The sequence below is a fragment of the Nocardia sp. NPDC050413 genome (genome assembly GCF_040655475.1).
Classification (GTDB): domain Bacteria; phylum Actinomycetota; class Actinomycetes; order Mycobacteriales; family Mycobacteriaceae; genus Nocardia; species Nocardia coubleae.
Genome location: NZ_JBFAJZ010000002.1, coordinates 784,106 through 806,561 on the forward strand (window position 1 = coordinate 784,106; position 22,456 = coordinate 806,561).

General features: G+C 68.0%; 24 protein-coding genes. 13 read left to right on the forward strand and 11 right to left on the reverse strand.

All coding sequences use genetic code 11. The features are described 5' to 3' along the window. Positions 1–2: 2 nt before the first annotated feature. Entirely contained in the window at positions 3–1,094 is a 1,092-nt protein-coding gene (locus AB0I19_RS09640; protein WP_357146583.1) for an RNA ligase (ATP), read from the reverse strand. 107 nt (positions 1,095–1,201) lie between these two features. Between AB0I19_RS09640 and AB0I19_RS09645 the strand changes: the two genes are divergently transcribed. Next, positions 1,202–1,642 (forward strand): nuclear transport factor 2 family protein, encoded by a 441-nt coding sequence (locus AB0I19_RS09645; protein WP_357146586.1) that lies wholly within the window; start codon positions 1,202–1,204, stop codon positions 1,640–1,642. On the opposite strand, the gene cobG is transcribed toward AB0I19_RS09645, so the two are convergent. Next, positions 1,639–2,829 carry a precorrin-3B synthase gene (cobG, locus tag AB0I19_RS09650; RefSeq protein WP_357146589.1) on the reverse strand — a complete coding sequence of 397 codons (1,191 nt, stop codon included), beginning with the start codon at positions 2,827–2,829 and terminating at the stop codon, positions 1,639–1,641. The two genes, AB0I19_RS09645 and cobG, sit on opposite strands and share 4 nt — an antisense overlap. Before the next feature lie 50 nt (positions 2,830–2,879). After that, the gene (locus AB0I19_RS09655; protein ID WP_357146592.1) at positions 2,880–3,494 is read right to left on the reverse strand and encodes a dihydrofolate reductase family protein; all 615 of its coding nucleotides are present in this window, start codon (positions 3,492–3,494) and stop codon (positions 2,880–2,882) included. 177 nt (positions 3,495–3,671) lie between these two features. On the opposite strand from AB0I19_RS09655, the gene AB0I19_RS09660 reads away from it, so the two are divergent. The 6 genes from AB0I19_RS09660 (at position 3,672) to cobN (ending at position 10,673) form a co-directional block, all read left to right on the forward strand. Next, positions 3,672–4,346 (forward strand): hypothetical protein, encoded by a 675-nt coding sequence (locus tag AB0I19_RS09660; RefSeq protein WP_357146595.1) that lies wholly within the window; start codon positions 3,672–3,674, stop codon positions 4,344–4,346. A gap of 33 nt (positions 4,347–4,379) precedes the next feature. Next, positions 4,380–5,519, forward strand: a complete 1,140-nt coding sequence (locus tag AB0I19_RS09665) for a MerR family transcriptional regulator (RefSeq protein ID WP_357146598.1) — start codon at positions 4,380–4,382, stop codon at positions 5,517–5,519. Positions 5,520–5,571: 52 nt separating this feature from the next. Next, positions 5,572–6,039 carry a MarR family transcriptional regulator gene (locus AB0I19_RS09670; protein ID WP_357146601.1) on the forward strand — a complete coding sequence of 156 codons (468 nt, stop codon included), beginning with the start codon at positions 5,572–5,574 and terminating at the stop codon, positions 6,037–6,039. Between the two features lie 71 nt (positions 6,040–6,110). Continuing rightward, positions 6,111–6,431, forward strand: a complete 321-nt coding sequence (locus tag AB0I19_RS09675; protein ID WP_357146603.1) for an SMR family transporter — start codon at positions 6,111–6,113, stop codon at positions 6,429–6,431. A gap of 41 nt (positions 6,432–6,472) precedes the next feature. Beyond that, positions 6,473–6,829: a multidrug efflux SMR transporter gene (locus AB0I19_RS09680; RefSeq protein WP_357146606.1), complete on the forward strand. Its 357-nt coding sequence runs from the start codon at positions 6,473–6,475 to the stop codon at positions 6,827–6,829. A 181-nt stretch (positions 6,830–7,010) separates the two neighbouring features. Then, positions 7,011–10,673: a cobaltochelatase subunit CobN gene (gene cobN / locus AB0I19_RS09685; RefSeq protein ID WP_357146608.1), complete on the forward strand. Its 3,663-nt coding sequence runs from the start codon at positions 7,011–7,013 to the stop codon at positions 10,671–10,673. Here the strand turns inward: cobN and AB0I19_RS09690 are convergent. Beyond that, the gene (locus AB0I19_RS09690; protein ID WP_357146611.1) at positions 10,643–11,185 is read right to left on the reverse strand and encodes a hypothetical protein; all 543 of its coding nucleotides are present in this window, start codon (positions 11,183–11,185) and stop codon (positions 10,643–10,645) included. The genes cobN and AB0I19_RS09690 overlap by 31 nt on opposite strands. Positions 11,186–11,384: 199 nt before the next feature. Between AB0I19_RS09690 and AB0I19_RS09695 the strand changes: the two genes are divergently transcribed. Beyond that, positions 11,385–12,236 (forward strand): acyl-CoA thioesterase domain-containing protein, encoded by an 852-nt coding sequence (locus AB0I19_RS09695; protein WP_357146614.1) that lies wholly within the window; start codon positions 11,385–11,387, stop codon positions 12,234–12,236. 9 nt (positions 12,237–12,245) lie between these two features. Here the strand turns inward: AB0I19_RS09695 and AB0I19_RS09700 are convergent, their stop codons facing one another. Continuing rightward, positions 12,246–12,788, reverse strand: coding sequence for a hypothetical protein (locus AB0I19_RS09700; RefSeq protein WP_357146617.1), 543 nt, complete (start codon positions 12,786–12,788; stop codon positions 12,246–12,248). Next, the gene (locus AB0I19_RS09705) at positions 12,785–13,240 is read right to left on the reverse strand and encodes a hypothetical protein (RefSeq protein ID WP_067492129.1); all 456 of its coding nucleotides are present in this window, start codon (positions 13,238–13,240) and stop codon (positions 12,785–12,787) included. Before AB0I19_RS09705 ends, AB0I19_RS09700 begins: the two co-directional genes overlap by 4 nt. A gap of 110 nt (positions 13,241–13,350) precedes the next feature. Between AB0I19_RS09705 and AB0I19_RS09710 the strand changes: the two genes are divergently transcribed. The 3 genes from AB0I19_RS09710 (at position 13,351) to AB0I19_RS09720 (ending at position 17,158) form a co-directional block, all read left to right on the forward strand. Continuing rightward, on the forward strand, positions 13,351–14,211 hold the full coding sequence (locus AB0I19_RS09710) for an NAD-dependent protein deacetylase (protein ID WP_357146620.1): 861 nt from the start codon (positions 13,351–13,353) through the stop codon (positions 14,209–14,211). Next, entirely contained in the window at positions 14,208–14,573 is a 366-nt protein-coding gene (locus AB0I19_RS09715) for a DUF5655 domain-containing protein (RefSeq protein ID WP_357146623.1), read from the forward strand. Before AB0I19_RS09710 ends, AB0I19_RS09715 begins: the two co-directional genes overlap by 4 nt. 176 nt (positions 14,574–14,749) lie before the next feature. Further along, on the forward strand, positions 14,750–17,158 hold the full coding sequence (locus AB0I19_RS09720; RefSeq protein WP_067635760.1) for an MFS transporter: 2,409 nt from the start codon (positions 14,750–14,752) through the stop codon (positions 17,156–17,158). Between the two features lie 44 nt (positions 17,159–17,202). On the opposite strand, the gene AB0I19_RS09725 is transcribed toward AB0I19_RS09720, so the two are convergent. Together AB0I19_RS09725 and AB0I19_RS09730 are read right to left on the reverse strand one after the other, a co-directional pair. Next, on the reverse strand, positions 17,203–17,466 hold the full coding sequence (locus AB0I19_RS09725) for a helix-turn-helix transcriptional regulator (protein WP_357146625.1): 264 nt from the start codon (positions 17,464–17,466) through the stop codon (positions 17,203–17,205). A gap of 167 nt (positions 17,467–17,633) precedes the next feature. Next, the gene (locus AB0I19_RS09730; protein WP_067635646.1) at positions 17,634–17,993 is read right to left on the reverse strand and encodes a helix-turn-helix domain-containing protein; all 360 of its coding nucleotides are present in this window, start codon (positions 17,991–17,993) and stop codon (positions 17,634–17,636) included. A gap of 136 nt (positions 17,994–18,129) precedes the next feature. On the opposite strand from AB0I19_RS09730, the gene AB0I19_RS09735 reads away from it, so the two are divergent. Both AB0I19_RS09735 and AB0I19_RS09740 read left to right on the forward strand, forming a co-directional pair. Further along, positions 18,130–19,095 (forward strand): NAD(P)-dependent alcohol dehydrogenase, encoded by a 966-nt coding sequence (locus AB0I19_RS09735; RefSeq protein WP_357146628.1) that lies wholly within the window; start codon positions 18,130–18,132, stop codon positions 19,093–19,095. A 122-nt stretch (positions 19,096–19,217) separates the two neighbouring features. Continuing rightward, positions 19,218–19,979 carry an SDR family oxidoreductase gene (locus AB0I19_RS09740; protein ID WP_357146631.1) on the forward strand — a complete coding sequence of 254 codons (762 nt, stop codon included), beginning with the start codon at positions 19,218–19,220 and terminating at the stop codon, positions 19,977–19,979. 6 nt (positions 19,980–19,985) lie between these two features. On the opposite strand, the gene dmpG is transcribed toward AB0I19_RS09740, so the two are convergent. From dmpG to AB0I19_RS09755, 3 genes are all read right to left on the reverse strand, one after another. Beyond that, positions 19,986–21,014 carry a 4-hydroxy-2-oxovalerate aldolase gene (gene dmpG / locus AB0I19_RS09745; RefSeq protein WP_357146634.1) on the reverse strand — a complete coding sequence of 343 codons (1,029 nt, stop codon included), beginning with the start codon at positions 21,012–21,014 and terminating at the stop codon, positions 19,986–19,988. 38 nt (positions 21,015–21,052) lie between these two features. Continuing rightward, positions 21,053–21,961 (reverse strand): acetaldehyde dehydrogenase (acetylating), encoded by a 909-nt coding sequence (locus AB0I19_RS09750; protein ID WP_357146636.1) that lies wholly within the window; start codon positions 21,959–21,961, stop codon positions 21,053–21,055. 78 nt (positions 21,962–22,039) lie between these two features. Beyond that, positions 22,040–22,456 (reverse strand): fumarylacetoacetate hydrolase family protein (locus tag AB0I19_RS09755; protein ID WP_357146639.1); only part of this gene is annotated, 417 nt, incomplete at its 5' end.

Consider the following 22,456-nt stretch of genomic DNA (forward strand, 5'->3'; position numbering starts at 1 on the left):
GATCATTCGAACTCGGTGCCACCGTCGCGCAGCAGGTACGCGTCGGAGACGATCTTGCCGATGGCACGGCCGCCGAGCACGGGCGAGTGCCGTTCGCGCGCGGCACGCACCACCAGCCCCTCGCGGATATTGCCGCCCGACCCGCTGACGGTCTCGGTGCCCTCGGCCAGCTTCAGCAACAACTCCGCGTCGTAGGGGCCTTCGTAGAGGACCGGTACGCGCGGGACGTCGAGGTCGAGTTCGCCGAGCAGGGAACCGATCTCGCGGTGGTCGAGCCAGCGCACCGGCGCACCCGCCTGCTCGACCGCGAGGTCGAACAGGGCGAAACCCAGCGTGTCGTCGTGCGCGGCCGACGCACCGTAGTGCAGGTCCTGCACACCCGCCCCGAACACCTCACCGAAGAGCCCGACCCGGTCGGCGTCGAGGGCGTCGGCGAGCACGCGGGCGGCCTCGTCGAGCCGATGGCTGTGCACCGCCCGCCAGTACAGGTTGCCCTCGGTGCGGATCAGGGCTTGCGACCGGCCACCGATTCCCTTGGACGACACCAGGATCCGGTCCTCGGCGCGCAGATGGGTGAGCAGAAAGGCGGTGCCGTGGATCTTCTCCGTCGCCACCACCGGCTCGCCCACGGTGAAGATGTCGGGGAACCGCTTGATGTTCTCCACATCGATCCAGCGCAGCAGGTCCGGAGCGGGTTCCACCTGTCCCGACATCGAAACCGGAACCGGCGGAGCCCATTTGGTCACACCGAGCTCGGCGGCGAAGTCGGTGCGCGCCTCGGCCGCCGCCGCGAGATCCGTGCCCGACAGGGCGATCGGTGTGCAGACGATGCCCTGGGACACCTCACCGCGCAACCGCACCGCCTTCACCCGATTGCGCTGTGCCCCAGCCAATTTGCCGGTGAGACCCAGCTCGGCGATCAGCGGGTCCGGCACGATCGCCTGTTCCGGAATGTAGACGGCGTGGTCGCCGGTGACGAACTGCCCCTTGGCAACGACGGCCCGGTACAGCCCGACCTGGGCCAGCTCCAACCGGTCGGCGTTCGGGTGTGGGACGACGACGAGCCGCTCGGCCGTCACTCGCAGTGTGGACATGGAAACCCCCTCGTTTCGAGGAGGTCAGCGTAGGGCCGTGCCGATCACGGAGTCGAGCGGTTTTCGTAGGGATGCATGCCTGCGGACGGCGTTCTAAGCTCGCCCCCATGACCGAATCGAACACTCTCGCAGACACTTCGGCGATCACCGAGACGATCACCCGGATGTTCGTGTACTGCGATCGGAAGCGCTGGGACGACCTGGTTGCCGAGGTCTTCACCGACGAGGTCGACTTCGACGGCGGTTTCGGTGACGGGGTCTCGATCCGTTCGTCGAAGGACATCGCCGCCAACTGGAAGGCTGGCCTGGACGCCCTCGACGCCGTGCACCATCAGGCAGGCAACTACCTGATCGACGTCGACGGTGACGAGGCGACCGCCCACGCCGACTCCATCGCCGTACACGTGAACAACTCCGCGACCAACGGCAAGACCCGCACCTTCATCGGCAGCTACGCCCTCGCCGTCCGCCGCACCCCTGCGGGCTGGCGGATCAGCAAGTTCCACTACCTGCTGAAGGTGATCGAGGGCAACGCCGATCTGACCTAGTCCGCGTCGACGTGGTAGCCGTTACCGGTGGCGACGATGTCGGTGACCGGTCCGGTCGGGCGGCCGCAGCGGCGCTCGCATCCCGACCAGTGCTGACGGCCCGCCACGGCAACCTCCGCAGCGTCGAGGGAGGCCTCGGCGGGGTTCGGCCGTTCCGCCTCGCCGGGGAGCGCCCGGCCGGTCTCGACGGCGTCGGTGAGGTCGGCGCGGACATCGGTGTGGGACTTGGCGCAGCCGGGGCGACCCGCGCAGGCGCTCACCTGCAACCACGGTGAACGGGCATCGAAGATCAAACCCATCGGCGCAAGCACCCGGACTACCGTCTCCGCGGGGCCTTCCTCGAGGTCGGGCAACACCACGCTGCGCCACGGGGTGAGGAAGACGGGGCGTTCGACGGCGGCCAGGAATTCGGCGACCCGCGCGGGCAGGGTGCCGAGACGAACACCGGCCCCGAGGGCGACCAGTCCGTTGTCCTGTTCGAGCCAGCCGATCGGAATGTCGTGTGTCGCACCGAGTTCCAAGGGGGCGCCGGCGGGGGAGCGGTCGAGGGTCTCGATGACCTTCTCGACACCGCCGGGGATCTCGTGCAACCGCCACTGCCCGGATTCCGCCCGCAGATCGAGAAAGCCACGGGCGGCGTCGAGCATGACGGTGACGGCCTCGTCGGGTGTGACGCGGATGCCGGTGTCGGCGCCGGCGAGCAGCACCGCGAATCCGTCACCGACGGCTTGGATCCCGATATCGCCGCGCAGCGTGCTCACGTCACCACGTCCGTCGTCGAGGGTGAACAGGACGCGGCCGGGCAGGTCGGCCAACCGTGCGTCGGCCTGCAAACCGATATCGAGATCGGTGGCCAGCCCGTGCACGTCGGCGAATCCGCCCACCCGCCCCGACAGCGGTGAGGCGACGATATTGCGCACCCGCTCGTGCGTCCGGCTCGGCAGCAGCCCCGCCGTCGCCAGCCGGGCTGCCAGTTCACCGGCGTCACGCACCTGACGCAACTGCACATTGCCCCGCGAGGTCAGTTCCAGATCGCCGTTCCCGAGGTCGTGCGCCGCCTCGGCGAGCACCTGTACCTGTGCGGACTCCAGGCGTCCGCCGGGCACACGGATCCGCGCCAACGGTCCGTCCGCGGCCTCGTGTAGCCGCAGAACCCCTGGGCAAGAGTCGGGAGTGCTCCTGGTCATGATTCCCCAGCCTACGACCAGCGCCGGTGCCCTCCGCGACCGATCCGGCGTCAGGGCCGGGCGTAGTGCACGGACACGGCGCCCGAGTCGGGGAAGGTGGACGCGGCGGCGAGGCGCCAGGTCGACGCGTAGTTGTCGGGCAGCAGGCGCAGGCCGCCGCCGAGCGTCGTGGGAACGATGGTGAGGTAGAGGTCGTCGACCAGATCGGCGCGCAGCAGGCACTGAATGATGCTGGCGCTGTTGGTGACCAGGATGTCGCGCCCCGGCGCCGCTTTGAGCGCACGCACGTCCGCTTCCGGGTCGCGACCGATTCTGGCGTTGCTCCACTCGGCCTTGTCCAGGTCGGATTGTTCGAGGGTCTTGGTGAAGACGACCTTCTCGACGGTCGCGAGCCATGCACCGAGCTCACGGGTGCGGGCGGAACTGCCCGGATCCGCGGTGATGCCCGGCCACACCGCCGTGAAGCCTTCCCAATTGGTACGCCCGAGGACGACGGTGTCGGCGCCGCGCCAGATACCCTCGTAGGTGATCTCGGTCTGCGGGCTGGTGATGTAATCCATGCACCAGCTCATGTCGTCGTCGGGTCCGCTGCCGCTGTATCCGTCCATCGACACGGTGACCTCCGCCACGACTCTGCGGCCGGTGCTCTGCGAGTTGTTCGACATGGGCGACATCCTTCTCCGTTGAGCTGCTGTTTCAGAGGAAGAGACGGGACGTCGCCGCCGAACTCATCGGTGGTACCGCGCGACGTGCTCGTGTTTGCACACCGGAAGGAAACGGTATCCGCCTAGTGTGAGTGGCGGATCGCCGCCGGAGCAGTGCCGACAGGAGAGGTCAACCGCATGCTGCGTGAATTCGTGGACAAGCGTGTAGTTCCCGCGCTCGACAAGGTCGCCCATGCGCAAGCACCGGTGGTGCGGCGTTACGTCGACTGGCTGGGGAGCAGGCACCCCGACGATTCACCGGTGGAACTCGTGCAGCGGCTGTCGCGCCAGTACCTCGTTGTCGTCACCGCCAGCGGCGTGACGGTGGGGCTCACCGCCGCCGTCCCCGGCATCGGCACGTTGATCGGCCTCGCCGCCACCGGTGTGGACACCGCCGTCTTCGTGGAGGCATCCTCGGTGTTCTCGGTGGGCGCCGCCGCGGCGTACGGCATCGCGCCGGAGGATCCGCGCCAGGAGCGATTGGTATCGAAGGTGGTGCTCGGCGAGTCGGGCACCAAAGTCCTCGAACAGACCGCCGGCCACACGAAGGGCCAGTGGCTCGCCGTCGTCACCGACCACATTCCCGGCCTGTCGAGCATGCCCGACGGGCCTGCCAAACGGTTCATCGTCAACTACCTGGTCAAACGCGGACTGCTGCTCTTCGGCACCCTCATCCCCGCCGGGATCGGCGCGGTGATCGGCGGCTACGGCAACAACGCCCTCGGCCAGCTGGTCATCGCCAACGTCTACCGCCACCTGGGCACCGGTTCGCCCGAGATGGTCGCCGCGGGCACCCGCGACGGTTCGTCTTGACCTTCGAGTCGCTGCAACCCCGATCATGAGCCGGTGCCTGACACCGAACTGATCACCATCGGAGCGTTCGCCCGCGTCTGCGGACTGAACGCCAGCGCTCTGCGCTTCTACGCCGACGCCGGAGTCCTCGTTCCCGCCCTGGTGGACGAGGACACCGGCTACCGCTACTACACCTCCGACCAGGCCGGTCCCGCCTGCCTGATCCGCCACCTGCGCGCCGTCGACATGCCGTTGCCGACTGTCGCGGCGGTGCTCGCCGAACCCGACGCAGCGAGGGCCGCCGACCTCCTCGACGCCCATCTCGCCGAAATGCACTGCCGCCGCAGGGAGTTCGACGCCGCGGCCGCCGCCGCTCACCGCGCGCTCGGTGTGGATTCCCCACCGTTGCCGGACCCAAGTGACCACGGCACCGAACCCGACCAGGCCGTGCGGGTCGGCGGACCGGCGCTCGCGGCAGCCATCGACCAGGTCTCCACGGCAACCCTCACCGATCCGGCCCTGCCCGTGCTCGACACCATCCTGTTCGAAGCACGCCCCGACGAACTGATCCTCACCGCCACCGACCGCTACCGACTGGCCTCGCGAACCCTGCGCCCGATGTCCTCGGCGACGGCGGAGTGGTCCGCGACCATCGACGCCGCCGAACTGCGTGCCACCGCCTCCTGGCTGCGCCGCCAGCACACGGTGATCCTGCGTCCCACGCCCGATTCCATCGAATTCCGCACTGCCACCGAGGATTCGGCGGCGAGTCAGCGCTGCCCCCGCTCGCCCGAGGAGTTCCCCGACTACCGCCGCATGCTGGCAGCCCTGCCCTCGACCCCGACCAGAGCCGTCCTCGACCGCGCGCACCTGCTGGAAACGCTGGAACGCGCGGACTCACCGATCGTGACTCTGCGCTTCGATTCCCCGGACACGGCCACGATCTCGGTGCCGAGCCCGGACGCGTCGACCCAGGACGCCCCGCCGAACCCGCCCACCGAGCTGCGTGCGACGGTCTCCGGCCCACCGATCACCGTCCACTTCGCAGTAACCACCCTCTACCCGGCCATCGCGGGCGCGATCGGTCCCGACATCATGCTCGACCTGTCCGCCCCCGACCTCCCCGCCCATATCCGCTCCGCCGACGACGGCGACCTCCGCACCCTCGCCATGCCGTGTAAACCGGCCCCTTGATCGCTCGACCTGCCGGGTTGCGGCCCGGCAGGTTGACTGCTAGGTTAAGTGCATGCACAAGCATGGACTTACGGAACGAGGAACCCCCTCGGTCGGCGACCCGGTCGACGGCTGGTTCCGTGCTTCCGCTCTCGTCGCGACCGTCGATTCGGGCCTCGGTAAATGGCTGACGCTGCACCACGGCATCGGTCTCACCGAGTACCACGCGCTCCGGCAGCTTGCCGCCGCACCGGACAAGGAGATCCGGGTCAGCGAGCTGGCCCATCGGATCGGATTGAATCAGAGTTCGGTGACCCGATTGCTGGGGCGGCTCGAGGCGCGAGGGTTCACGCGGCGGGACTTGTGTTCGGAGGACGGGCGCGGTGTGTACGCCGTGATCACCGAGGAGGGGGAGGCGCTCGTCAGGGACGCGCGCGAACCCTTCCAACTCCAACTGGAACGTCTGCTCGACGACGCCGAAGAGCTGTCGCCGATGTTCGATGCGCTGCTCGCGCGTCGAACGGGGCACCGGAACTCCTGAACTGACCTGACATGCCGTAAGGGTTTCCGCTCGGCACGTATATGTATGTACAACCATAGAAAGGCATTATCGTGAACTGGCTCTACCTCGCCATCGCCGTCGTCTTCGAGGTCACCGTCGCTCTGGCCGCCGGAAAAGCGAAGGGCTTCACCGATATTCGATGGACCGTCGCCACACTGGTCAGCGGCGCGATCGCGACCTACTTCCTGAGCCTGGCGCTGCTCACCTTCGACGTCGGCGCCGGCTACGCGATCTGGACCTCCCTGGCCGGTGTCGGCATCGTCGCTCTCGGAGCGGTGCTGTTCGGCCAACGAGTCGACTGGCGAAAGGCGGTCGGCATCGTGATCGTCATCGGCGGTGTCGTCGGCCTGCAGCTCAGCAGCGGCGCCTGAGCAACCTCGTCCTCACCCACTTCTCACCGAAAGGCCGAACAATGATCACCGAGAACCGCACCCCCGCCACCGCCTGGCTCGTCCTGCTGCTCGCAGGCGCCTTCGAAGTCGGATATGCCCTCGCCGTCGGCGGCAGCCACGGTTTCACCGTGCTCACCTGGTCGCTGGTGGCGATCGTCTTCTTCCTCCTCACCCTCTTCGCCCTCAGCGTCGCGCTGAAAACGATCGACGTAGGCATCGGCTATGCCGTCTGGGCGGGCATCGGCGCCGTCGGCGCCGCACTCCTCGGACCGGTGTTCTTCGAGGAAACGCTCACCCCGCTCAAAGCGTTCTGGCTCGCCGTGGTGATCGCGGGAGTGGTCTGGCTCAAACTCGCGGACCGCGCCGAAGCCGCCTGAGCGACCCCGGACGCGGGCTGGAAAGTTGCGGGCGCGTCCGGGCCAGTACCATCGACTTGCTCGGCGGGCGTCGAGGAAACCGGTGGAAATCCGGTGCGGTCGCGCCACTGTGAACAGCCAGACCCTCTCCGGCGAGCACCGCAACCCGATGGGCGCGTCAACCCGAGGAAGGTCTCACCCTGTGATCCTGCTGCTGTCCACCTCCGACACCGACCTGCTGAGCGCCCGCGCGAGCGGCGCCGAGTACCGGTGGGGCAACCCCGCCCGGCTGCTGGTCGAGGATCTCGGGCAGCTGCTCGACGGCGTCGACCTGGTGATCGTGCGCATCCTCGGCGGCAAACGTGCCTGGGAAGAGGGCCTGGACGCGGTGCGGGCCAGCGGTATTCCGATGGTCGCCCTCGGCGGCGAGATCGCACCCGACGCGGAACTGATGGAATGTTCCACCGTGCCGGTCGGTGTCGCCGCCGACGCCCACAACTATCTCGCCGCGGGTGGCGCCGACAACCTGCGTCAGCTCTACAACTTCCTGTCCGACACCGTGTTGCTCACCGGTCACGGGTTCGAGCCGCCGGTCCAGCTGCCCACGTGGGGTGAGCTCGAGCGCTCGGCGCGCATCCTCGAACCGCACGCCCCCACGGTCGCCGTCGTCTACTACCGCGCCCAGCACCTGGCGGGCAACACCGGCTACGTCGATGCCCTGTGCACGGCCATCGAAGCCAAGGGTGCCCGCGCCCTTCCCGTGTACGCGGCGTCGCTGCGGACCGCCGAGCCAGAACTGCTCACCCTCCTCGGCCGGGCCGACGCCCTGGTGGTCACCGTGCTCGCCGCGGGCGGCAGCAAGCCCGCCACCGCGTCGGCCGGTGGCGACGACGAGGCCTGGGACGTGGCCGCGCTCGCCGCCCTCGACGTGCCGATCCTGCAGGGCCTGTGCCTGACCAGCCCGCGCGCCCAGTGGGAGGCCAACGACGACGGCCTGTCCCCGCTCGATGTCGCCACCCAGGTCGCGGTCCCGGAGTTCGACGGGCGCATCATCACGGTCCCGTTCTCGTTCAAGGAGTTCGACGAGGACGGTCTGTCCACCTATGTCCCCGATCCCGAACGTGCCGCCCGCGTCGCCGGGATCGCGGTGCGCCACGCACGCCTGCGTCATATTCCCAACGGCGACAAGCGGATCGCGCTCATGCTGTCGGCCTACCCGACCAAGCACGCCCGCATCGGCAACGCCGTCGGCCTCGACACCCCGGCCAGCGCCATCCGGCTGCTCACCGAAATGCGTTCCGCCGGTTACGACCTCGGCGACATCGCCGAGATTCCCGGCCTCGCCGAAGGCGACGGTGACGCCCTGATCCACGCCCTGATCGCGGCGGGCGGCCAGGATCCCGACTGGCTCAGCGCCGAACAGCTAGAGGGCAATCCGATCCGCATCGGCGCGACCGTCTACACCCGCTGGTTCGAGTCGCTGCCCGCCGACCTGCGCGAAGCCGTGGTGGAGGCGTGGGGGCCGCCGCCGGGCGAACTGTATGTGGACCGGTCGGCCGACCCGAAGGGCGAGATCGTCATCGCCGCACTGCGTTTCGGCAATGTGGTGCTGATGGTGCAGCCACCGCGCGGTTTCGGGGAGAACCCGGTCGCCATCTATCACGACCCCGATCTGCCGCCGAGCCACCATTACCTGGCGGCCTACCGGTGGCTGTCGTCGGCCGACGGTTTCGGTGCCGACGCGATGGTGCACCTCGGCAAGCACGGCAACCTGGAATGGCTGCCGGGCAAGACCCTCGGTATGTCCGCGTCCTGTGGCACCGACGCCGCCCTCGGCGATCTGCCGCTGATCTACCCGTTCCTGGTGAACGACCCAGGTGAGGGCACCCAGGCCAAGCGCCGCGCCCACGCCACCCTCGTCGACCACCTCATCCCGCCGATGGCTCGCGCCGAAACCTACGGCGACATCTCGCGCCTGGAGCAACTGCTCGACGAGCACGCCAACATCTCGGCCCTCGACCCGGCCAAACTGCCCGCCATCCGCCAGCAGATCTGGACCCTGATGCGCGCGGCCAAGATGGACCACGACCTCGGCCTGGCCGAACGCCCCGACGAGGACGTCTTCGACGACATGCTCCTGCACGTCGACGGCTGGCTCTGCGAGATCAAAGACGTGCAGATCCGCGACGGCCTGCACATCCTGGGTCAGGCCCCCGAGGGCGAGATGGAACTCGACCTGGTGCTGGCCATGCTGCGTGCCCGCCAGCTGTGGGGCGGCGAACAGAACGTGCCCGGCCTGCGAGAAGCGTTGGGGCTCAGCGAAGCCGGTGACGAAGCCCGCACCCGCGTGGATGTAGTGGAAGCCCGCGCCCGTGAGCTGCTCGCAGCCCTGCAGGCGACGGACTGGTCCGTGGCTGCCGTTGACGCGCTGGTCGACGACTACGCCACCGCGATTCTCGCTGGGGGAGTGGAGGATTCGTCCGCGCCCGAGTCGGCGGGCGGCGTCGCGGTGAGCGGGCGTCTTGCGGCGGTGAAGACCGTGTTGCGGTTCGCTGCGACCGAGGTCGTGCCCCGTCTGCGCGAGACCGGCATCGAGATCGCCCGGGTCCTGCACGCCCTCAACGGCGGTTTCATCCCCGCGGGACCGAGTGGTTCACCCCTGCGCGGTCTCATCAACGTGTTGCCGACCGGACGCAACTTCTACTCCGTCGATCCGAAGGCCGTCCCGTCGCGACTGGCGTGGGAGACGGGTCAGGCCATGGCCGAGTCCCTGCTCGCCCGCTACCTGGCCGACCACGGCGAGTACCCGAAGTCGGTCGGCCTGTCGGTGTGGGGCACCTCGGCCATGCGCACCTCCGGCGACGACATCGCCGAAGTCTTCGCGCTGCTCGGCGTGCGGCCGGTGTGGGACGAGGCGAGCCGCCGCGTCACCTCGCTCGAGGTGATCTCCCTGGACGAACTCGGTCGCCCGCGCATCGACGTCACCGTGCGCATCTCCGGCTTCTTCCGCGACGCCTTCCCGCACGTCCTCGCCCTGCTCGACGACGCCGTCCGCCTCGTCGCCGCGCTCGACGAACCGGCCGACGCCAATTACGTTCGCGCCCATGCCGATGCGGACCTGGCCGAGCACGGCGATGCCCGCCGCGCCACCACCCGCATCTTCGGTTCCAAGCCCGGTACCTACGGCGCGGGCCTGCTGCAGCTCATCGACTCCAAGAGCTGGCGCACCGACGACGACCTCGCGCAGGTGTACACCACCTGGGGCGGCTACGCCTACGGCCGCGACCTCGACGGCGCTCCCGCCGCCGACGACATGCGCACCGCGTACAAGCGAATCGCGGTGGCGGCCAAGAACACCGACACCCGCGAGCACGACATCGCCGACTCCGACGACTACTTCCAGTACCACGGCGGCATGGTCGCCACGGTGCGCGCGCTCACCGGGAAGAACCCCGAGGCCTACATCGGCGACTCCACCCGCCCCGACGCGGTGCGCACCCGCACCCTCTCGGAGGAAACCACCCGCGTGTTCCGTGCGCGCGTGGTGAACCCGCGCTGGCTCGAGGCGATGCGCCGCCACGGCTACAAGGGTGCCTTCGAGATGGCCGCGACCGTCGACTACCTGTTCGGTTACGACGCCACCACCAATGTCGTCGCCGACTGGATGTACGAAAAGCTTTCCGAGAGCTACGTTTTCGACGATGTGAACCGCAAGTTCATGGAGCAGTCCAACCCGTGGGCGCTGCACGGCATCGCCGAACGACTGCTCGAGGCGGCCGAGCGCAAGCTCTGGGAACACCCCGAACCGGAAACCCTGGACAAGCTGCGCCAGATCTACCTCGAGACCGAGGGTGAACTCGAATAGTCCGCCTGCGCGGTCTGCAGGAGAATCCGGTCACGGTAGATCCGCAGGGCCGCGATCACGGCGAAGAGCGCGGTGAGCAGGGCGCAGGCGATGCGCACCGCGTGCGCGACCTCGATCTCGGTGACCGTGCGGTGCAATTCGTCGACCGTGTACAGGGCGCGATCCTCGAACAGGATCGGCCAGCGCGGCCACAGGTACAGCATCGACAGCAGAAACATCCCCGAGACGAACGGCACCAGCGACGCGAGCAGCCAGCCGCGGGCGCGCCCCGACCACACACCGGCAGCCACGGCGAGCACAGCGCTCAGGGTCAGGAACATCCCCAGCGGGCGCATCACATCGCCGACCGAGACCACGGCGGTGAATGCCTCGCCCACCTCCAGCGATGCCGGAATGTCGTGGAAGTAGTTCGGGTACAGGAAGACCGTTTCGGCGATCGTGGTGCACACCACCAGGGTCGCCAGCACGGCGTAGACGGTCGTGGCCGTGAGCGCGACAGTGAGTTTTCGCATGGTGTTCTCCTCGCGGGTGTGCCGTCGACGCTAGGCCGACGTCGTATCGGAGACATCCGGTGCCGACCCTGAACTCGGGTCGGGGAACTCACCCAGGTCTCGTGATCGACGGCGAACGCGAGTGGGTTGCCGTAAAACTGCAACGCGTTCTAATCTTGGCGGGTGAGCCCGGGAAACACCCTGGCCGGAAAGGGTCGCCATGACCACCTCACCGGCGTACTTCACCCGCACGGGCGCGGTGTTCGAGCCGACCAGGTTCTCGCTGAGCCTGTGGGGCCCCAAGACGCTGTCGGGGCCGCCGGTGTGCGGGTTGATGGCGCGGGAGGTGGAGGCGCGGTACTGCACCGAGGAGTTCGTGCCCGCCCGGTTCACCGTCGATCTGCACCGCGCGGTGCCCGCCGTGCCGTTGACCGTCGAGAGCGAGCTGGTGCGTGACGGCAAGCGCGTGCGCGCGGTCGCCGTCAGCCTGCGCTCGGGCGACGCGGTGGTGGCCAGGGGTAGCGCGTTGCTGCTGAAACGCTCGGCGCAGCCGCCCGGTGCGGTGTGGCGGCCCGACCGGGAGCGGCCGCTGCCGCCGCCGGACGCGCGCGCGGCGATCGAGGAGGGGCTGCACCTGTTCGGCAGCGACGGCCATGCCGACGGCTGGTCGATCCGGATGACCGAGCACCAGAACGACACCCGTAAACGCAAATGGGTACGCAACATCCCGGTCGTCGCCGGTGAGGAGTCCTCCCCGTTCTGCTACGCCGCGATGACGGGCGAGCAGACGAGTCTGGTCACCAACTGGGGCACCGACGGCATCGGTTTCATCAATACCGACGTGTCGATCACGTTCTCGCGCATGCCGATCGGCGTCGAGATGGGCATCGAGGCGGAAGGTCACCTCAGCGACGACGGGATCGCGGCGGGCGCGGCCGTGCTCTACGACGCCGACGGCGCGTTCGGGATGTGCACCACCACGGCACTGGCCAACGAGAGCCACCAGATCCGCGGCGCCGTCATCGACAAGCTCACCGACACGGTGCTGGCGGAACTGGCGTCGGGGCACTGAGCCCGCCGATCACGGTTCCTGCGAACGCATTTCGAGGGGCAGGTCGCCGGCTTCGATGCCCTGGGCACGCAAGGCGAGCGGAACCTGCCGGGTGAAGCGTCGCGGGGGCCGATAGTGCGTGCTGTGATCCGACACCAGCAACACCCGGCCCTGCCGCGCCACGATCTCACCTGCGGCGGCCACCGGGCCACCGGCCAGGAAACTCGAATGGTGGAACAGGCCGAGCAGGTGCTGGGGCGAGGAGTACAGCGTGCCCGCGGCGTCCATGACGAAGATCGCCCGGCCGCCTTCCGGTGACCACAGGGTACTGGCCGCCGTGGTGTCGAACAGGGCGCCGTCGGCGGTGTGGAGCAGCCCGTCGCGGGTGTGGAGCCGGAACCGCAGGCGCGCTTGCTCATCGAGATAGGTGACGTGAGTGCCGTCCCATACCCGGTTCCCCGGCAGGTGCTCGCCGGCGAACTCCGGCCGCAACGGCGTCGTCTCGAACACGGTCGGTGCGGAATCCGTTCCGGTGCCGAACAATCGGCGCATGCGGTGGGCGAAGCCCGTCATGCGGGCACCAGGGTGACGATCACTTCGTCGGCCACCGTTTCCGCTTTCACCACGGCCTCGCCGAGGTACAGAGTCGCGGCGCGCGGTCGGCCGTCGGGCAGGGGGACGACCGAGACGGCATCGACGCGGCGGCCGGTGAAGGCGCTGTACGGTTCTTCGTCGGTGACATCGAACGCGGTGTATTTGCCCGATTCGGCGACGTATTCGATATTGACCGGGTCGACGAGCGGTTCGAACGGATCACGCCACGGTGCCGACCGGATCCGCAGTTCCGAGCCGTCCACCCCGGAATCGAGCAGCAGGGTGGCACCGTTGTGGAAGGTGAATTCGATCGGGCCCTCGGAGCGGTCGACCTCGTCACCGAGGACATAGAACATGCGGCGGACGGCGACAATGGTCCCGTCGACCGCGCCGTTGAGCGCGCTTCGGCCGTGTTCGTCGTTGTCGGACACCAGTTTCCTCTGACATCGCCGGGCAGATGAGTCATCATGTCGCCGCACCCGCTCGCCACGCAACTCCACCGGCGTGCCGCCCCGCGCCCGCCCACTCGTACCATGACTTCATGGGCGAGCCCACCCGGGACCTGGTGGAGCGTGCGGCCGAGCTGCTGGCCGGACGCCGCGTCGTGGTGGTGTCGGGGGCGGGTTTGAGCACCGACAGCGGCATCCCCGACTACCGCGGCCCCGATTCACCACCCCGCAATCCGATGACCTACCAGCAGTTCGTCGGCGACGCCGCCTTCCGGCAGCGGTACTGGGCCCGCAACCACATCGGCTGGCGGCGGATGGACGCCGCCCGCCCGAATCCGGGCCACCGCGCGCTGGCCCGGCTGGAACACGCGGACGTGGTCTCGGCTGTGATCACCCAGAACGTCGACCTGCTGCACACGAAAGCAGGTGCTCGCCGGGTCATCGACCTGCACGGCACGTACGCCCGCGTGTGCTGCCTGCGCTGTGCGGCGGTGATCTCCCGCATGACGCTGGCCGAACAGCTGGAGGCGGCCAATCCCCATTTCGCCGACGAGGTTTCGCACGGCGGCGGTATCGAGGTCGCGCCCGACGCGGACGCGGTGGTCACCGACACCGACCGCTTCCGGATGCTCGACTGCGCCCGGTGCGGCGGAATGCTCAAGCCCGACATCGTCTACTTCGGCGAAACCGTTCCCGCCGAGCGGGTGGCGGCGGCCTTCGCCCTGGTGGACGAGGCCGAGGCGCTGCTGGTAGCAGGTTCGTCACTCACCGTGATGTCCGGGCTGCGATTCGTTCGCCGCGCCGCGAAGAACGGTGTGCCGGTGGTGATCGTGAACCGCGGCGCAACCCGCGCCGACGACCTGGCCGCCGTGCGCATTCCGGCCGGCTGTTCGGAGACCCTGTCCACCCTCGCCGACCGGCTCACCACCGCGACCCCGTCCGTACCGCGATGAGCGAATCCGTCGAGGCGTACTTTTCGGGCAAACCGCACTCGCGTGAGATCTTCGGAGTACTGCGCGAATTGATCGCGAGCAATGGTCCGGTCGAGGTGTCGGTGGCCTCGCAGATCGTATTCGCCGTCGCGCGGAAGTTCGCGTGGGTGTGGCTCTACAACGTCACCGGAAAGAATCCCGAAGGCACCGTGCAGATCATGCTCGCGCTCGACCGGGAAATGGCGCACGCACCGGTCTACCGGGTGACACAGGTGGGCCGTGCCCGCTGGAATCACCTGGTAGTGGTGCATTCGCTCGACGAAGCTCGCGATCCACGGCTGGCGGAACTGATTGCCGCCGCCTACCGTTTCGGCGCGAAATGAACGGTAACTTGATCCCTCGGTGACGGCCGCGAATCCGGCGTGGGTAAGCTCTGGCCACCAGCGCATGAAGAGTTCCACCCGCGGCGCAAAGTTTTCCTCGCAGCGGGGTTGTCGGCCCTTGCGTGGGCCGAATGATCGACACCCACCAGCCAGCCGATCAGAACCAGGGCTTTTCCATGACCGATACCGTCGTCGCCGAACCACGCCTCACGCACCGCCAGACACTCACCATTCTGTCCGGCCTGCTACTCGGGGTGTTCCTGGCCGCACTCGATCAGAACATCGTCAGCGTCGCGATCGTGCGGATCGCGAACAGCCTCGACGGCTTCGACGAACAGGCCTGGGCGACAACGGCATACCTCATCACCGCGACCGTCACCACGCCCCTCTACGGCAAACTCGCCGACATCTACGGGCGTAAACCGTTCTATCTGCTGGCGATCGCACTGTTCGTCATCGGATCGGCGGCCTGCTGCTTCGCCCAGACCATGTACCAGCTGGCCGGGTGCCGGGCGTTCCAGGGGCTCGGCGCCGGCGGGCTGATGTCGTTGGCGTTCACCATCGTCGGTGACATCGTGCCCGCCCGTGAACGGGTCCGCTACCAGGGCTACTTCCTCATGGTCTTCGGCATCGCGACGGTGCTCGGGCCGGTGGTCGGCGGGTTCCTGTCCGACTACGAGAGCCTCGGCGGTATCGAGGGCTGGCGCTGGGTTTTCCTGGTCAACGTGCCGGTGGGTCTGCTCGCGTTCCTGGTGGTGTGGCGGGTGCTCAACGTCGGCCACACCCGGCAGCGCAGTCGGATCGACTGGTTCGGTGCTTTGGCACTGGTCGTCGGGGTGGTGCCGCTGCTGATCGTCGCCGAGCAGGGCAGGCTGTGGGGTTGGACGTCCCCGAAATCGCTGCTCTGCTACGGCATCTGCGTGGGCGGGCTGCTGGTGTTCGTCATCGTCGAGTTCCTGATGAAGGACGCGGCGCTGATCCCGCTGCGGTTGTTCCGTAGTTCCACCTTCAGCGTCGCTATTCTCGGCGGATTCCTCATCGGTGTCGCCATGTTCGGGGCCATCACGATGGTTCCGCAATACCTGCAGGTGGTGCGCGGGTTCTCGCCCACCGAGGCGGGGCTGCTGATGCTGCCCCTGGTGCTCGGCATCATGGTCGGCGCCCAGCTGTCGGGCCTGATCACCAAGGCCAGCGGGCGCTACAAGGTGCTGCCGGTGCTCGGCGCGCTGATCCTGGCCATCGGCTGCGGATTGTTCGCCCGCATCACCTACGACGGTCCGCTGTGGCAGCCGCTCGCCTACAGCGCGATCATGGGTTTCGGGCTCGGCGGTTGCATGCAGACACTCGTGATCGCCGCGCAGAATGCGGTCGGGCGCACCGAGATGGGTGTGTCGACGGCGGCGGCCACGTTCTTCCGGCAGCTCGGTGGCACCCTCGGCGTCGCGGTGTTCCTCACCGTGCTGTTCGATCGCCTGCCCGGTTCCATCCTGAGCGCGTTCGGCGGCACCCTCCCGCCGGGTTTCGACGCCGCCCGGCTCGAGGCCCTGCAGAGCGACACCAGCGGCATCGCGGCCCTGCCCGACCACCTGCGGATCCCGATCCTCGAGGGTTTCACCGACTCGATGCACACCGTGTTCCTGCTGGCCGCCGATCTGGCGATCGTCGCCTGCCTGGTCCTAGTGTTCATGAAAGAGATTCCGCTGCAAGAGGATCCGGTGCCCGACGAGGCCGACGAAGGTGCCCAGCTACGGGACGTGAGTCTCTACGATGCACACGAGATGGCGGGCAAACTGCGGCCCGGTGCGACGGGTCGGGTGATCGCGGGCCTGCTGCGCCGTGACGATGCCCGCCCGGTCCCGTCGGCGACGCTCACCCTGATCGATCAGCACGGTCACCAGGTGGCGCGCGGCAACGGCGACGCCGACGGCGCCTACATGATCGAGGCACCGCGACCGGGCAACTATGTCCTCATCGCGGCCGCCGCCGGTCATCAGCCCGAGGCGGTGAGCGTATCGATCGGGGAGCGGGCCCAGCACGTCGACCTGATGCTCACCGGGGCGGGTGAGCTCACCGGGGTGGTGCGCTCGGCGCGCCGCGGCGAACCACTGTGGGGTGCGACCGTGACCCTGACCGATCCCGAGGGGGAGGTGGTCGGGGCGGCGATCACCGGTGAGGACGGTACCTACGTCTGCCGTGATGTCGTCAGCGGCACGTACACCTTGGTCGCGGTGGCCGATCACATGCGCCCGACAGCACTCGCCCTGACCGTCCCGGAAACCGGCTCACTGCACCGCGATATCGATCTGGAACCGATGGCCATCCTGACAGGTTCGGCCTGGGTCGACGGCGACCGCCCGGTCGCGGATGTCGAGATCACCGTCCTCGATTCCAGCGGCGACCCCGCCGCCACCACTCGCACCGACGAGAAGGGCCGCTACCTCGTGCCCGACCTGCCGGAGGGTGAGTACACGGTCGTCGCGCGCGGGTACCCACCGGTCGCGAGTCAGGTGGCGGTCACTCGTGGAGAAATCACCCACGACGTCACCCTGGGATACGACAACGAAGAATCGATGCATCGCAGGTAGGGCGTTCCAGCACCTCGCCATCAGCGAGCGCGAACCCGAACGGCTCAGGCAGATTCGGCGATCTTCTCGGCGCGGTAGACCTCGGCCAGCTCGGCGAGCGGGATCGTGAGTGCTTCGGCGAGGCCGACGATGGTGCCGAATGCGGGGGAGGGCATGCGCCCGGACTCGATCTTGCGCAGGGTTTCGGGAGAGATACCTGCCCGCCCGGCGACCTCGTTGAGTTCCCGATCGCCCCGGGCCGTCCGCAACCGCCGACCCAGCCGACGCCCGGCTTCGACCTGGGCGGGACTGAGCGGAAGGCGAACCATGCCCCCGATGGTAAGTGCTCACTCACCGAGCCGCCAAGAAAGTGCCCCCGGCCGCGCTGATCCGACCCAGGTCGTCGCGGCACATCCTGGACGTGCGATCACCACGCTGTGGCGGCCGCCACTCGGGAAACGCCGCCCCCACAGCGTGGTGATCAACTACCCATGAACTAGCGGGTGGGACGCCAGGGGATTCGGCCGTTGCCGTCGCCGGTGGGTGTCCATTGTTCGGCCCAGTCCCAGACCTGCTGGAGGGACTCGGCCAGGAGGGCGCCCTCGGTGGTGAGTTCGTAGGCGCCGCGCGGTCCGTTCTTGCGGGTCAGGCCCGCGGACTGCAGTTGCTGGAGGCGGTCGGACAGCATGCTCGACGAGCAATTGCCCATCCGGCGGCGCAGGTCGAGGAAGCCGAGGGGACCGGGCTCGAGTTCCCAGATCACGCGCAGCATCCACCGCTGTCCGAGCAGGTCGATCGCGGCCACGATCTTCGCGGAGGGTTCTGCGGTCTCGTCACCGCCGGTTGCGCTTCTCATTCAGAAGCACGATAGCTGGTTCTGGATCAGAAGCATTCGGGCGATCGGACGGCGTCCTGAATCCGGAATACCTCGGGGAATTCCCCGATGTGTGCGGGCGGTCGTGACGCCTAGCGTTGTCGAGGTGAAGGCAATCGTGCAGCAGATTTACGGGTCGTCGGCGATGTTGGCGGTGGCCGATGTCGGGCGCCCGGAAGCGGGGGCGGGGGAGGTGCTGGTTCGGGTTCGTGCGGCGTCGGTGAATGCGCGGGATTGGCATGTGATGCGGGGGGATCCGAAGATCGCGCGGTGGATGGATCGGTCGGTGTTCCGTCGCAAGGGGCCGGCGAATCCGGTGCAGGGTGGGGATTTCGCGGGGAGGGTCGAGGCGGTGGGCGACGGGGTCACCGATGTGGCGGTGGGCGACGAGGTGTTCGGGGAGGCGGTCAGCGGTGCGTTCGCGGAGTACCTCGCGGTGCCGCGCGCTCTCCTCGACCGGAAGCCGAAGAATCTGAGCTTCGAGGAAGCCGCGGCCGTGCCACTGGCCGCCAACACCGCGCTGACCTGCCTGCGTCACGTCGACGCCGGAAACCGGGTGTTGATCATCGGTGCCTCCGGAGGGGTCGGCACCTTCGCGGTCCAGATCGCCCGGGCCAGGGGTGCCGAGGTCACCGGGGTGTGCAGCACCCGCAATGTGGAGGCGGCACGGGCACTCGGCGCCGCACATGTCATCGACTACACCCGCGAGACCGTAACCGGCCGCTACGACACCGTTCTCGACCTGGCGGGCACGCGGGGCCTACGCGAACTCCTTCGCCTGGTCGAGCCCACCGGCACCCTCGTTCTGTCCGGCGGTGGCAATTTCGACGGTGGGAGCGTGTTCGGTCCGGTCGGCTTGCTCGCGCTCGGCCAGCTGGCTCGGCCGTTCGTGAAACCGTCGATCCGCGCCCCGCTGGCTCAGCAGGGTCCCGAGTCGCTGACAGAACTCCGCGAACTGATCGAGTCGGGTCAGGTCCGCCCGGCCATCGACCGGACCTACCCACTCGCCGAGATGCCCGCAGCCATCAGCTACATGGAGTCCGAACATGCCAGGGCGAAGATCGTGATCACCGTCGCCGCATAGGTCGAATGGCCTGGCGGAGCAGGGGTTTCTACCGGGCGTCGAGATCGTCCGCCGGTTGCACTTCTGATTCAGAAGCACGATAGTTGCTTCTGAATCAGAAGCATGCGGGCGGAAGGAGCACGATGGTGGAATCGACGGCGCGGCGGGTGGTGCTGGTGACCGGGGCTTCGCGCGGAATCGGTGCGGAGACGGCGAGACAGTTCGGTGCGACCGGTGCGCACGTGCTCGTGAACTTCCGGGAGAAACGCAAGCGGGCCGAGACCGTCGTCGGAGAGATCGTGACGACCGGCGGGAGTGCTTCAGCGATCGGCGCGGATGTGTCGGAGTCCGATGAAGTCGCGGCCATGGCGGCCGAAATCCAGCGCTCTCATGGTCAGCTGGATGTGTTGGTGCTCAATGCTTCCGGCGGTCTCGAGCGTGACGCGGACCCCGGCTACGCGCTGCGCCTCAATCGGGACGCGCAGGTGGATCTCGCGAAGGCGATGCTGCCCTTGATGCCCTCGGGCGGACGCATCGTGTTCGTCACCAGCCATCAGGCGCACTTCATTCACGAGAAGTCCGATGTGCCTGCGGGTTACGCACCGATCGCGCAGAGCAAGCGCGCGGGTGAGGATGCCCTGCGCGCGCTGATTCCCGAATTCCGGTCGCGGGGAGTCGGTTTCACTGTGGTGTCCGGCGACATGATCGACGGCACGATCATCGTCCGGCTGCTGGAACGGCGTGACGCGAGCAGTGTCGCGTCACGCCGTGCGGCGGGCCCGTTGCCGACTGTCGAGGATTTCGCCGCGGCGATCGTGACCGCGGCCGAGTCCGACGACGCCGACGGGCGGACGATATATGTCGGCGGCGCGGACTATCTCACCCCGAGTGCCGTCGGGTGGTGACCGCGGCTAGACCGTGGCTCGGCGTTGCAGTTCGAGGGCGATGTCGATGAGCTGGTCTTCCTGCCCGCCGACGAGTTTGCGTTCACCCGCGCGGACGAGCATTTCGGCGGCGGAGACGTTGTAGCGTTCGGCTTGGCGTTCGGCGTGTTTGAGGAAGCTGGAATAGACGCCCGCGTAACCCATCATGAGGGACTGGCGGTCCAGGAGGCATTCCTGCGGCATGGCCGGGCGCACGACATCTTCGGCGGCGTCGGCGATGGCGAAGAAGTCGATGCCGGTTTTGATCCCGAGTTTGTCGCAGACCCCGACCAGGGCTTCGACGGGGGTATTGCCCGCGCCCGCACCGAAGCGGCGTGCGCTGCCGTCGATTTGAGTGGCGCCCGCGCGAATGGCGTAGATGCTGTTGGCGACGGCGAGGTCGAGGTTTTCGTGACCGTGGAAGCCGACCCGGGCGTCGTTGCCGAGTTCGGCGACCAGGGCGGCCACGCGGTCGGAGACCTGCTCGAGGACCAGAGCGCCCGCGGAGTCGACGATGTAGACGCATTCGCAGCCGGCATCGGCCATGATGCGTGCTTGCTTCGCCAGCGCCTCAGGGGTTTGGGTGTGCGACATCATGAGGAACCCGACGGTTTCCAGACCGAGGTCGCGGGCGTAGCCGAAATGCTGGATGGAGACGTCGGCTTCGGTGCAGTGCGTGGCGATGCGGCAGATGGAGGCGCCGTTGTCCTGGGAGACCTTGATGTCCTCTTTGACCCCCACTCCGGGCAGCATCAGGACCGCGATCTTGGCCTGCTCGGCGGTGTCGGCGGCGATTCGCACCAGTTCCTGTTCAGGGGTTTTGGAGAATCCGTAGTTGAACGAGGAACCGCCGAGTCCGTCGCCATGGGTGACTTCGATGACGGGAACACCGGCACCGTCGAGGGCGGCGACGATATCGCGGACCTCGGTGGTCGTGAATTGGTGACGTTTGTGGTGTGACCCGTCGCGCAGGCAGGTGTCGGTGATGCGGATGTCGAGGTCAGCGGAGTACGGCATGGGAATTCCTAACGAGGCCGGGGCGGAGGGGTGCGCGCTCACACGCGGGCGGCGTGGATCTGATCGGCCATGACTTCGCCGACCTTGGTGGCGGCGGCGGTCATGATGTCGAGGTTGCCCGCGTACGGTGGCAGGAAATCGCCCGCGCCTTCGACTTCCACGAACACCGAAACCTTCGCCAGGCCGCCGGAAATCACGGAGGGTTCGTCGAATTGGGGTTCGTTCAGAAGCCGGTAACCGGGCACGTACTGCTGGATGTCGGCGACCATACGGTGGATCGAGTCGGTGATCGCGGCGTGGTCGGCGTCTTCGGGGATGGCGCAGAAAATTGTGTCGCGCATGATCATCGGCGGTTCGGCCGGATTGAGGATGATGATCGCCTTGCCGCGTTCGGCCCCGCCGATGGTTTCCACACCCCGGCTGGTCGTCTTGGTGAATTCATCGATATTGGCGCGGGTGCCGGGGCCGGCCGACACCGACGACACGGACGCCACGATTTCGGCGTAGGGCACCGGAACCACCCGCGAGACAGCGGCCACGATCGGAATCGTCGCCTGCCCACCACAGGTGATCATGTTGACGTTCGGTGCATCGACCAACGAGGCGAGATTGACCGGCGGCACAACGGCCGGGCCGACCGCGGCCGGAGTCAAATCGACTGCCCGAATGCCGAATTCGGCGTATCGCGGTGCGGCGGCACGATGCACATAGGCCGAGGTCGCTTCGAAAACAAGATCGGGCTTCTCCGGTTGAGAGAGCAGCCAGTCGACACCCTCGGCCGAGGTCTCCAAGCCGAGCCCACGAGCCCGCTTCAGCCCTTCACTGGCCGGGTCGATCCCGATCATCCACCGGGGTTCGATGGATTCCGACCGCAACAGTTTGTAGAGCAGATCGGTGCTGATATTGCCGGATCCGACGATCGCGGCTGTGACTTTCCCGTTGGCCACGGTAAGCCTCCTCGAGTTTGGGCCGGCGAACCGGCGAAGTACTGGATTGCCGCGTCGACTCAGCGGCGGAGGGGCGCCCTAGGCGAAACGCAAACGGACCGAACCGAGTCCGGTGAATTCGGCGTGGAAGTCGTCGCCGGGGCGGGCGTCGATGGCGCGGGTGCAGGAGCCGGGCAGCACGATGTCTCCGGCTTTGAGGCGCACTCCGAAGGTCGCGACCTTGCGTGCCAGCCAGGCCACCGCGATCACCGGATCGCCGAGGACCGCGTCGCTGCGGCCTTCGGCGACGACCTCACCGTTGCGGGTCAGGACCGCGTCGATGGCGGTGATGTCGATATCGGCCGGGGCGACGCGCTGTTTGCCGAGGACGAACCCGGCCGAGGATGCGTTGTCGGAGATGGTGTCGGCCAACCCGATCTTCCAGTCGGTGATCCGTGAGTCGATCAACTCGATCGCGGGTGCGTAGGCGACGGTCGCGGCCAGCACGTCGGCTTC